Here is a 10,674-nt window from a genome sequence, read left to right as displayed (position 1 = left end):
GCTTCGCTGAGCACGCCGACGTCAACGCGGCTCGTAACATCGCCTCACGCGGTGTCACAAGCTGGGCAGTGAGTCACGCTGCCTGACGCGGACCAAACCGTCGAAGCCACCGACGGCGAGGAGCTGCGAGCTCAATCCTTCAGGGCTGAGAAGCTGACCTCTCGCGGTAGAGCACCAGGTGCTCGTGGTAAAGCACGCCGTTACGAACATCACCGGTGGCGGTGAAGCCCAGGTCGTCGAGGTAGTCGATGTGGGTGCCGGTCACGGTGTAACGGCCGGTGTAGGCGCGCTTGCGGCCGTCGCGTTCCTCTTCGTAGCGGCCGTCGGGCAGGAGTTCCTGGCGAATACGGCCGTCGGCGGTGACCCACATGCCGATGTACGGGTGGGTGGCAGGTGTCGACCGGTCTCCGCTGGGAGCGGCGCACGCGAGCAACATGGCGAACAGTCCGAGGAGCTGAAGGGGGCTTTTGAACATGGGCTGGAATCCTTTGGAGCGGGGGGGAAGGGGCCGGCCGACGCGGCTGTCGACCGGCCCGTACGTGGCTTGAGGGGTCAGCGGCGGGTGAGGCGGTAGCCGGCGTGCTGCAGGTCGCCGTCCTGGAACTCGCCGTAGGCCCAGAAGCCGAGGTCATCGAGGTAGTCGATGCGGGTACCGTTGATCCAGTAGCGGCCGGTGTAGGCACTGGTGCGATCGCCGCGGGCCTCGTCGTAGCGGCCGTCGGGCAGTAGGTTCTGCCGGAGGAAGTCGGCCTGGTCCACCCAGAGGCCGACGTACGGGTGGTCGGCGGCGACCGCGGATGGCTCCGCCTCTTCCGTGGTTCGGGCGGGGCCGGTGGGACGGCCGTCGTAGTGGGTGACCTGGCCGCCGTCGAGCAGGATGTCCAGGTGGCGGGCACGGGCGATGACCGGACCGTCCGGGGTGCCGTTGGGATCGGCGATGCGGATCACCGCGATGTCGGCGCGCTCGCCGGGTGTGAGGGTCCCGGTCGCGCCGGTGGCGGTGAAATCGGCGCGGGCGGGCAGGACGAGGCGGCCCGTGCAGTCGATGACGATCATGCCGTCGTCGTCTGCGGCGGTCAGGAGACCAGGGCCGACGCCGACGATGGTGTCGCCGCCGATGAGGACGTCGGCCTTCTCCCAGTCGCCCAGCATCGCGTTCATGCTGATGACGGTGCCTCCGGCCAGCAGCAGCGGACGGGTGCTGTTCTTGGTGATCGTGTCGAGGAGTTCGCTGGTGTGCATGTCGAGCTCTTTCCGGGTGAGAAGGATGTCAGTTGTATGGGTGGGTGGTGGCCCCGTGCAGGGCGTCCTGGGCGGTGTGGTCGCGGGCCTGACGGCTCGGCCGGGCCGGCTCGCCGTCGTTCGGGTAGGCGCCGCAGGTCAGGCCGGTCCCGGGTGGCGGGCCTGCGCCGGTCATGATCGGGTGTGCCGGTACCCGGCGGCGGCCAGGACCCGGTCGCGCGAGGCGCGCACGTCCTCGCGCAGTCCGGCCAGGTCGAGGTCGAGGACGGTACCGGCCCACTTGCGGACCTGGCCGGCGATGAGGACCGCGTCGATGTTGCGCGGGTCGGAGCCGAGCACGAGGGTGCCGATCGGGTCGTTGAGGGGCATGTTGTTGAGGTCCTCGGCACGGACGACGAGCACGTCCGCCTGCTTGCCTGGGGTGAGAGAGCCGGTGACATCGCCGAGGCCGATGCTCCTGGCGCCCTGCAGGGTGGCGAAGTCGAGCACGTCGTGCACGCCGATCCGGGTGGGCGGCTCGCCGGTGCCGTAGGCGGCGTTGACGGCACGCATGCGCTGGATGGCGTGCAGAGCGCGCATCTGCGTGAACATGTCGCTGGCCAGCGCGACTTCGACGTCGATGCTCAGGCTCGGCCGGATGCCGACGGCGAGCGCCTCGTCGACGGCTGGGACGGCACTCTCCAAGCCGATCTGGGCATCCGAGGTCGGAGCGAGGGAGACCGCGGCGCCGGTGTCGGCCATCGCCTGCCATGCCTGCGGAGTCAGGCCCGTGCAGTGGATGAGGGCGACGTCCGGTCCGAGCAGTCCTTGCTTGGCCCAGCCGAGGATGGCCTCGGAGGAGGGCAGGCCGAAGACGGCGTCGACGCTGACGCCGATACCGAGGTCACGGGCGGTGCGGGCGAGGCGTTCACCGTAGGCGAGGTCGGGGCCGGCGATCTCGCCGGTGGCGAGTGTGGCCAGGCGCAGGGTGAGGAGCCCGCTGCTGGAGGCGAAGTAGGTGTCCTGGAGCCGGGTCAGGTCGGCGGGCCATTGGCCGTCCCAGTCGCCGAAGTGCGGGCGCATCGAGGCGTGCACGCCCCGGATGCCGCTGTCGATCAGCGCCCGGATGGCGGCGTCGGAGTGGGCGGCGGTGCGGGAGTTGTGGGAGAAGTCCAGCATGGTGGTGATGCCGCTGTCGATGGCGGTCAGCGCGGCCAGCTTCGTTCCGATGTACATGTCCTGTGGCTGGTACGCCGGAGCGATCCCGGCCAGGGTGGAGGTGACGTACTCGCCGAGGTCGTTGACGTCGGGCATGATCCGGCGCAGTTGGGCTTCCCAGGCGTGCCGGTGGGTGTCGACGAAGCCGGGGGCCAGGATGGCGCCGGTGACGTCGATGATCAAGGCGTCCTCGGCCTGGAGGTCCGGGCCGACGGCGGCGATCCGGTCGCCTTCGATGAGCAGGTCGGCGCGAGGCATGACGCCGAGGCCGGGGTCCATGGTGACGACGGCGGCTCCGGTGAGCAGGATGCGACGCCCGGGGTCGGCGGCGCGGCGGCGCAGTTCGTCCAAGATCGTGGTCATGGTGGGCTTCCTTCGAGAGCGTGGAGGGTGACGGCTCGTGCCGAGAGGGCGTGAGCCGAGAAGAGGGTGACGAGGCCGGGACGGCCGGCGCATCCGGTCGGTGTCAGTCGTGAGTCAGGTACCGCCACTTGGTCATGCGATGCCGCAGGTCCAAGGTGGTGGCGTTGCCGGCGAAGGTGCCGTTGCCGCGGTGGTGGAACTCGCCCGTTCCGCGCCTGACGGGATCGATCCAGGCGCGCTCGCCCTTGAGGATCCACAGGTTGTGGTCGTCGACGAGCCGGTCGTCGGCGACGGTGCATTCGATGTTGGCGAAGCACTCGGTGACGAGAGGTGCCCGTACCACGGCGCCGGGTGCCGGGGTGAAGCCGAACCGCTGCCATTTGTCGACGTCGCGGCCGGAGACGTTGCCGACGTCGACCACGCGTTCGGCCAGGTCGATGGAAGGGATCGCGATGACGCACTCGCCGGTGGTGCGCAGCGCGTCGTAGCTGTGGTCCCAGGGGCCCAGAATGAGCCCGATGAGGGCGCCGTGGGCAACCGGCATGTTGAAACCGTTGGTCATCAGGTTGGCGCGCCGGCCGTCGAAGGTGGACACCATGATGACCGGTCCGGGTTCGATCAGCCGGTGTACGTGCTCCAGCGGATACTCCACGAAGTCGGGGTGGCCGGCGTCGATGGTGGTCATGGTCGGAGCCTTTCGTCGCGCGGCGTGATGGCGGGTGTCGTGGTGTCGGCGGGGTGAACGGCCGGCCGCCGTCGGCCGTTCACCCTGCCGTGGTGTGCCGGTTGGCTAGATGGCCTGAGCGGTGGGCAGGATGGTGATCTCGGTGAGGTTGACATGGCGGGGCACGGCGGCCATGAACGCCACGGTCTCGGCGATGTCGTCGGACTGCAGAACGTCGATCTGGTCGATGAGATCGGCCATGAGCTTGCTCGCGTCCGGGTCGGTGACGTGATCGGGCAGCTCGGTGTCGACCATGCCGGGTTCGATGGTGGCCACGCGGATGTTCTTACGGCCGAGCTCGACGCGCAGCAGCCGGGTGAGGTGGCTGATGTAGGCCTTGGTGCCGGAGTAGACAGAGAACTTCTCCAGGATCCGGGTCGCGGCGATCGAGGATGTGGTGATGAGGTCGGCCGGCTTGCCCGCTTCGGCGGCAGCGGTCAGGTGCGGCACGAAGGCGCCGATGACGTTCATGACGCCGGTGATGTTGAGGTCGATCTGGCGCTGCCAGTCGTCCTGGCGCAGGTCGGTGATCGGGGAGACGAGCTGAACGCCGGCATTGTTGAAGACCAGGTCCGCCTGGCCGAACCGCTCGGCGATCTGGTGGGCCGCAGCGTGGACGGCGTCGCGGTCGGTGACGTCGACGGGCACCGCCATGGCGGTGCCTCCGGCGGCATGGATGCTCTCGACGAGCGCATCGAGCTTGTCCTTGCGCCGGGCGAGCACGGCGACCTTCGCCCCGAGCTCGGCCAGGCGGGTCGCGGTGGCGGCGCCGATGCCGCTGGAGGCGCCGGACACGACGGCCACACGGCCGGCCAGCGGCGTGCCAGTGAGCAGAGCAGACATGACATGTACCTCTTTCGGGGATGTTGTGAAGCTTCCAGTGGTGCTGTGGAGCAGGGCCCGGCTATCGAGGGCCGGTGAGGCGGCACGGTGCGTTGCGGGCAGATCGGCGCCGAGACGGGGCCGTGCGATCGGCCGGAAGGTCAGGCGGCGACGTCGTCGTGAGCGGTGGCGGCGGACTTGGCCCGCCAGGCGTTCAGGTCGTCGTGGATCTGATCGAGCTTGACCTGAAGCCGGTCGATGGTGTCGGGCCCGAGGTACAGGTGGGTGGGCAGCGTGCCCTGCGTGGTCACCTCGTAGATCAGGGCCGCGCCCTTGACCGGGTCGCCGAGCTGCGTGTGGCTGGCCGTCGCGGCCCACTCGAGCGTCACATGGGCAGGGGTGCCGTTGTAGGCGGCGATCCTGTTCGCGGCCGTTGACAGCGAACTGGCGTCCAGGAAGTCGGTGCGCAGCACGCCCGGCTCGACCACCATGGACTGGATGCCGAACGGCGCCAGTTCCTTCGACAGTGCCTCGCTGATCCCGGCCACGGCGAACTTCGAGGCGTTGTACATGCTCACCCCGGGCTCGCCCTCGAAACCGGATCGAGAGCCGATGTGCACGAGCTTGCCGGATCCTTGACGACGCATGACGGGCAGCACGGCGCGGGTCATGTCGATGAGGCCGAAGACGTTCAGGTCGAACAGAGAGCGGGCCTCGACGTCGGTGATCTCCTCCAGGGCGCCGAGCAGGCCGCGGCCGGCGTTGTTGACCAGCACGTCGATGGCGCCGAACCGGTCGGCGGTGGCCTGGACGGCGGCGGGGATGGCCGCGCCGTCGGTGACGTCAAGGGCGACGGTGAGCACGTTGCCCGCCTTGTCGAGGTCCTCCGGCACGCGGTCCGGGTTGCGCACCGCGATCACGACGTTGTCGCCCTTGTCGACGGCGGTGCGGGCGATCTCGGCGCCCAGGCCGCGGGATGCTCCTGTGATGAACCAGGTGGTCATGACGGTGTCCTTCGTTCCGTTCCCTTTGGCTGACACGGATGAGTTTGCCGAGGTCAGCGAGGTGGAAGAAGGTCACGGATTTCCTGGGAGTGGCTTACCTAGGAACCGGGGCGGACCGGGCCCATGAACGTCGAAGAGGCCGGAGCGTGGCCCCGGCCTCACAGTGTCCTGCCAATTGCCGCCTAGCCTGGCCGCTTGTCCCCGGCCGCGAGCGCGTCGTCGGCGGCCTCCAGCGTGCGGGCCATCGCTTGGTCGGCCCGCGTCCGTAGCCGCCCGAACGCGGCGGCGGTCATGGAGGCGGGCTCGGCCTGGTAGACGACGAGCTGCTGGTGAGGGGCACCGTTGACGGTGAACGCGGAGAACAGGATGTGCAGGTCGCCAACATGTGGGTGGCGCAGGTGCTTGCCCTCCTGCGTCTTGGGCTTCACGTCGTGGCGGCCCCACAACCTGGCGAACTCCGGGCTTCCGGCCGACAGTTCCTCCACCACCTCGCTGAGCCGCACGGACTCTGGATCGTGGCTGTAGGCGGCGCGCAGCTCAGCCACGCAGGAGTGCGCCGCCCGCTCCCACTCCTGGTAGAAGTCACGCCCCGCGGGGTCGAGGAATACCATGCGAGCCAGGTTGTCAGCAGGGGCGAAACCTTCGTGCAACGCGGCGGCCAGGGTGTTGCACGCCAAGATGTCCAGAGCCGGGCCCAGCGCGAACGCCGGAGAGGTGGACCAGCTGTCCATGAGCTGTAGCAACTGCGGGCTGACGGATGTGCCCTGGGCCCGGCTCCAGGCACGGGCCGCCGGTGGCTGGACCAGCCGCCACAGATGCTCGGTGGCCGCCGGGTCGAGCAGCAGTGCGCGGGCCACCGCCTCGACCACCTGCGGAGACGGGCTGGACTCGCGTCCCTGCTCCAGCCGCACGTAGTAGTCGCTACTCATCCCGGCCAGCATCGCCACCTCTTCACGCCGTAACCCCTTGACCCGCCGGCGCCCGTACTCGGGCAGCCCCACATCCTCAGGTTTGAGCGCCTCGCGACGGGCGCGCAGGAAGTCGCCCAAGGGCGTGCCGGCGCTCATCTGGCCACGACCTGGCAGCCGCATGTCGCGGCCGCGCCGAGGTGCCCGTCTCTTACCCGGTTGCGGTGTCGTGCTGCAGGCCTGTACATGGGTTCCTCTCCGTCAAAGGGCGATCTGACCGCCATCGACGACGTGGACGCCGCGGTGCGAGCAGTTGCCACTTAAAAGGTAATCGTGATCTTGCCTTGGACGTGGCGTTCGGCGAAGAAGGAGTTGGCGCCGGAGATCCGAGTCGGCTGACCGGACAGCACGTTTCCCGGGTTCGACACTGCACCCGATGTCTTGTGTATGGCTGTGGGACTCACCGTCCGTGACGTCGGCGAGTAGTTCAACCCGGCCACCGCGGGCGGAGCCGCGGCATCCGCCCCGGGAGAGGCCTGAGCCGGGCTCGCGGCGGCGAGCAGGCTCACGCTCAACAGGAGGCCCGCCGATATGGCTAGCGACCGGCCTGTGCATGTTCTACCTCCGCTCTCTGTACGGGCCGATGACGCCCTGGCTGTAGAGCCGCACCGCCTGTCCGTTTCAGCCTGTTCGGGCAACTCTGCTTCACCGGACGCATGGCCGGGCGAGCCGGTCACATGCTCGGTCATGAGGTCTCTCCATTGAAGGTGTGGCTTCCGGAGCCGATCTCGTGCCGGATACCGGAGGGCAGCTCGACGGTCGCGAGCGCCCCGACCGGCACCGTGACGTGGAGCGTGAACCTGCCGCTGTCGCGCTTCCATCTCACGGACACTCGACCGTCCACCGTCTGAGTCGAGGCCTCGACGTATTTCAGATCGCCCAAGAACCGCGGCGCGACCCTGATCCGGTCGCGTGTCACGTGGAGCCCGGCCAGGTCCTGGAAGAACCACTCCCCGATGGCGCCGCCGAGAAACACGTGGTCGCGCGAGCGGGCGTCGAGGTCCCACCGCTCCCAGAGGGTGGTCGCGCCGTTGTCGGCCCAGTAGCCCCAGCTCGGATACGTCCGCTGGTTGGCCACTCTGTAGGCCAGCTCGCCGTGACCTCGCTTGGTCAGCTCGGTCAGCAGGTACTTCGTGCCGAGGGCGCCGGTATTGAGGTGGTCGCCGCGCGCTTCGATGTCCCTGACGAGCCGGTCAGTGATCGCCTTCTCCTGGCCGGCCGGCGCCAGCCCGAGCGCCAGGCCGATAAGAGCCGACGTCTGCCGATAGTCGGGGTCGCTGTTCGTGACGTACGCGTCGCCGCGCAGGAACTCCCGGTTGAAGGCGTCCTTCATCTTCGCCGCCGCTTCTCGGTAGCGTGCCGCGTCGGCGCGCTCCCCGAGGACCTCCGCCGCGTCGGCGACGATCAGCGTATTGGAGTAGGTGTACGCGGTCCCCGCCAGCCTCATGTCCTCCGGGCTGTTGCCGCCATAGCCGGGAGCCAGGTAGTCGTTGAGCGTGCTGGGGTACAGGCCTGTGGTGGAACGCTTGAGCCAGCCGTCCAGGTACCTCCGCATCTCCGGGTAGTTCTCGGCGAGCAGGTCACGGTCACCGTAGCGCTGGTACATCAGCCACGGGATCACCGTGAAGGATGCCTGCCACGGCGGCGATGGCCAGCCTGAGCCAAGCCCCCAGCCGTTGTCGGGGACGATCGCCGGGACAAGCCCGTCAGGCCCCAGGCTGTCGCGGTGGTCGGTCATCCACTTGGTGAACTGGCGGCGCAGGTCGAACTCCGATGCCTCCATCGCCGCCATGAGCTGGGCATCACCCGTCCACCCGTTCTTCTCATACATAGGGGTATCGGTGGGGATGCCGTGCCAGTTGTTGAGCACGGTCTGCCTGGTCATGGCGTTGATCTGGTTGAACAACGGGTTGGAGCTGCGGAACGTGCCCACCGACCGCAGGTCGGAGTGCACCTCGCGGCCGTCCAGGTCGCCGGCGGTCGGCGCGTCTCCTGGCCAGCCGGTCACCTCGACGTACTGGAATCCGTGGTAGGTGTAGCGGGGTTCCCAGGTCTCGGCCCGGTCCTTGCCGGCGAGGACATACTCGTCGATCTGGAACCGGCCGGTGACATGCCCACTGGCAGCCAGCACGGTGCCGTCCGCGTTGAGCCGCTCGCCGTACTTCAGCCTGATCGTGGTCCCCTTCGGGCCGTGCGTACGGATCCGCGCCCATCCCGCGATGTTGCGCGGCAGTTTGAAAACGTACGTCCCCGGCTTGGGCTCGGTGACGGACTCCGGCCGCAACGTGTCCGTGACCCTGATCGGCTCCTGCTCCTGCGGCACGAGTTCTCCCTTGGGGGCCGGTACCACCTTCGCCGCCGCCCATGTCGAGGCATCGAACGACGGGGTGTCCCAGCCGCGCTGTTCCTCGCGAGCATCGTAGGTCTCTCCGCCGTAGAGCGAGTCGAAGCGGACCGGGCCCTGCGCGTAGCGCCACTGGCCGTCGGTGGCGATCGACTCGGTGCTGCCATCGGTGTAGGTGACCACGAGGTCGGCCTTCAGCCGGGGTTCGCCGTTCCAGGCCGTGCTGTCCCAGTCCCAGACGTTTCTCTGGGTCATGCCGTAGAAGCCGCGGCCGAGCCGGGCGCCGATCACGTTGCCGCCCGCACGCAGCAGTTTCGTGACGTCGTAGGTGACGTACTGCAGGCGCGTGTCGTAGCGGGTGAAGCCAGGCTGCAGCACCTGGTCGCCGACGCGGCGGCCGTTGAGGCTCAGCTCCACATAGCCGCCGGCAGCCGCGTGCAGCCTGGCCTGGGCGATGGTTTTGCCGACCCGGAAGGCACGGCGGAGCAGCGGCTCCGGCAGGGTTTCCCGTTCGGGGACGACCTTGCCCCAGGGGCCGTCGCCCCAGGTGGCCAGGTGCTTGGCCGCCCCCCACAAGGAGTCGTCGAAGGCCGCCGACGTCCAGCCGGCAGACGGTTCGGTGTCAGTGGTGCGCCACGAGGCGTCCGTGTCGACGACGCCCTCCAGCCTGCCCAGCAGGCCCGCGGGCCCGGGCCTGCCGTTGATCGCCTTGACCGCGATCACGTTCGGGCCCTGGCGCAGCTTGTCCGCCACGTCGACGACGATCGGCCGTCGCCAGCTGTCCTGCGTGGGGTCGGGGTTCGTGGCGCCGACTTCGACGCCGTTGATCCAGGCGGTGAAGCCGTCGTCCGCAGTCATCACCAGGCGGGCCACCTCGGGGATCACGGCAACGTCGAACGTGCGGCGGAAGTATCGGGTGGCGGCGGGCGCGTGCGCGGCGGGGTCGCCTTCCGGATACCAGATCCAGCCGGTGCCGGTCAGATCCGGCGTGCCGGTGCCGCGTGCGGGCTCGGGCACGACTCTGCCCCACGGGTCGCCGCCCCAGGTGGTGAGTTCCCTGGCCGCCGCCCAGGAGGAGTCGTCGAAGGCCGCCGACGCCCAGCCGGCAGACGGTTCGGTGTCAGTGGTGCGCCAGGAGGCGTCCGTGTCGACGACGCCCTCCAACCTGCCCAGCACCCCAGCGGGGCTCTGGCCGCCGTTGATCGCCTTGACCGCGATCGCGTTCCGGCCCTGGCGCAGCTTGTCCGCCACGTCGACCACGATCGGCCGTCGCCAGCTCTCCAGTCGAGGATCGGCGTCTCTGGCGCCGACCTCGACGCCGTTGACCCAGGCGGTGAAGCCATCGTCGACGGTGAGGATCAGCCTGGCGGTCGATGGCACCTCCGTCAGGTCAATGGATTTCCTGAAGTATCGGGTGCCTGCGGGGGCGCTTCTGAGAGGGTCGCCCTCCGGGTACCAGATCCATTTGGTGCCGGTCAGATCGGGCGGGGCGTCCGGAGTCCCCGGCGCACCGATCCAGGCCCCGTGCACGGTGGCGGGGGCGGTCTCGAACCAGGACTTCCCGCTCCAGGCCGACCAGGTTCCGTTCATGTCCGCGGCCTTGACCCGCCAGGTGTAACGGGTGGCGGGACGCAGCGGCGGCCCGGCGTAGCGGATGTCGTAGTGGCTCTCGCTCTTGACGGCACCCGAGTTCCAGACTCGGCGTCCGCCTTCAGAGATCTCGACCTCGTAGGCCGTCTGCTTCTGGCCCTTCCGCTCGGCGCGCAGCAGCCAGCCCAGCCGCGGGTTGGTCGCGGCGACCGCGATGGGGGCCGGGGCGTGCTCGGTCTCCAGGTCGGTGACGCGAAGGTCGGTGTGATTCGGCACGATCACGTTGGTCAGGATCAACGCCGCAGTTAAAACAAGCTTCATGCTCCCCATCCCGCTTGCGACGCGCCGCCCACTCGGTCGGCGCAGGTTTGCGCGAAGTATTCGGACCTGTCGTAGGCCGCCATCGGATCCGGGTCCACG

General features: G+C 69.0%; 9 protein-coding genes. All 9 read right to left on the bottom strand.

The genetic code is table 11. The features are described from left to right. Positions 1-139 precede the first annotated feature (139 nt). Positions 140-475 carry an Atu4866 domain-containing protein gene (locus tag ACWD3H_RS38325; protein WP_451958479.1) on the bottom strand — a complete coding sequence of 112 codons (336 nt, stop codon included), beginning with the start codon at positions 473-475 and terminating at the stop codon, positions 140-142. Between the two features lie 77 nt (positions 476-552). Next, positions 553-1,242: an Atu4866 domain-containing protein gene (locus ACWD3H_RS38320; RefSeq protein WP_451958478.1), complete on the bottom strand. Its 690-nt coding sequence runs from the start codon at positions 1,240-1,242 to the stop codon at positions 553-555. Positions 1,243-1,270: 28 nt separating this feature from the next. After that, the gene (locus ACWD3H_RS38315) at positions 1,271-1,417 is read right to left on the bottom strand and encodes a hypothetical protein (RefSeq protein WP_451958477.1); all 147 of its coding nucleotides are present in this window, start codon (positions 1,415-1,417) and stop codon (positions 1,271-1,273) included. Next, on the bottom strand, positions 1,414-2,802 hold the full coding sequence (locus tag ACWD3H_RS38310) for an amidohydrolase family protein (protein ID WP_355562880.1): 1,389 nt from the start codon (positions 2,800-2,802) through the stop codon (positions 1,414-1,416). Before ACWD3H_RS38310 ends, ACWD3H_RS38315 begins: the two co-directional genes overlap by 4 nt. 103 nt (positions 2,803-2,905) lie before the next feature. Continuing rightward, positions 2,906-3,487 carry a flavin reductase family protein gene (locus ACWD3H_RS38305; RefSeq protein WP_451958476.1) on the bottom strand — a complete coding sequence of 194 codons (582 nt, stop codon included), beginning with the start codon at positions 3,485-3,487 and terminating at the stop codon, positions 2,906-2,908. A gap of 105 nt (positions 3,488-3,592) precedes the next feature. Next, positions 3,593-4,369, bottom strand: coding sequence for an SDR family oxidoreductase (locus ACWD3H_RS38300; RefSeq protein ID WP_350925434.1), 777 nt, complete (start codon positions 4,367-4,369; stop codon positions 3,593-3,595). Positions 4,370-4,509: 140 nt separating this feature from the next. Further along, entirely contained in the window at positions 4,510-5,352 is an 843-nt protein-coding gene (locus tag ACWD3H_RS38295) for an SDR family NAD(P)-dependent oxidoreductase (RefSeq protein ID WP_451958475.1), read from the bottom strand. A 182-nt stretch (positions 5,353-5,534) separates the two neighbouring features. Then, entirely contained in the window at positions 5,535-6,419 is an 885-nt protein-coding gene (locus ACWD3H_RS38290) for a helix-turn-helix transcriptional regulator (RefSeq protein WP_451958474.1), read from the bottom strand. Positions 6,420-7,005: 586 nt separating this feature from the next. Then, the gene (locus ACWD3H_RS38285; RefSeq protein WP_451958473.1) at positions 7,006-10,575 is read right to left on the bottom strand and encodes a family 78 glycoside hydrolase catalytic domain; all 3,570 of its coding nucleotides are present in this window, start codon (positions 10,573-10,575) and stop codon (positions 7,006-7,008) included. Positions 10,576-10,674 lie beyond the last annotated feature (99 nt).

It is taken from the genome of Streptosporangium sp. NPDC002607 (assembly GCF_053592655.1).
This window is presented reverse-complemented; position numbering and strand designations above follow the sequence as displayed.

Coding starts and splice junctions, on each gene's coding strand:
- ACWD3H_RS38315 (WP_451958477.1), bottom strand. CDS start 1,417: ATGACCGGCGCAGGCCCGCCACCCGGGACCGGCCTGACCTGCGGCGCC.
- ACWD3H_RS38300 (WP_350925434.1), bottom strand. CDS start 4,369: ATGTCTGCTCTGCTCACTGGCACGCCGCTGGCCGGCCGTGTGGCCGTC.
- ACWD3H_RS38325 (WP_451958479.1), bottom strand. CDS start 475: ATGTTCAAAAGCCCCCTTCAGCTCCTCGGACTGTTCGCCATGTTGCTC.
- ACWD3H_RS38305 (WP_451958476.1), bottom strand. CDS start 3,487: ATGACCACCATCGACGCCGGCCACCCCGACTTCGTGGAGTATCCGCTG.
- ACWD3H_RS38320 (WP_451958478.1), bottom strand. CDS start 1,242: ATGCACACCAGCGAACTCCTCGACACGATCACCAAGAACAGCACCCGT.
- ACWD3H_RS38295 (WP_451958475.1), bottom strand. CDS start 5,352: ATGACCACCTGGTTCATCACAGGAGCATCCCGCGGCCTGGGCGCCGAG.
- ACWD3H_RS38310 (WP_355562880.1), bottom strand. CDS start 2,802: ATGACCACGATCTTGGACGAACTGCGCCGCCGCGCCGCCGACCCCGGG.
- ACWD3H_RS38285 (WP_451958473.1), bottom strand. CDS start 10,575: ATGAAGCTTGTTTTAACTGCGGCGTTGATCCTGACCAACGTGATCGTG.
- ACWD3H_RS38290 (WP_451958474.1), bottom strand. CDS start 6,419: ATGAGCGCCGGCACGCCCTTGGGCGACTTCCTGCGCGCCCGTCGCGAG.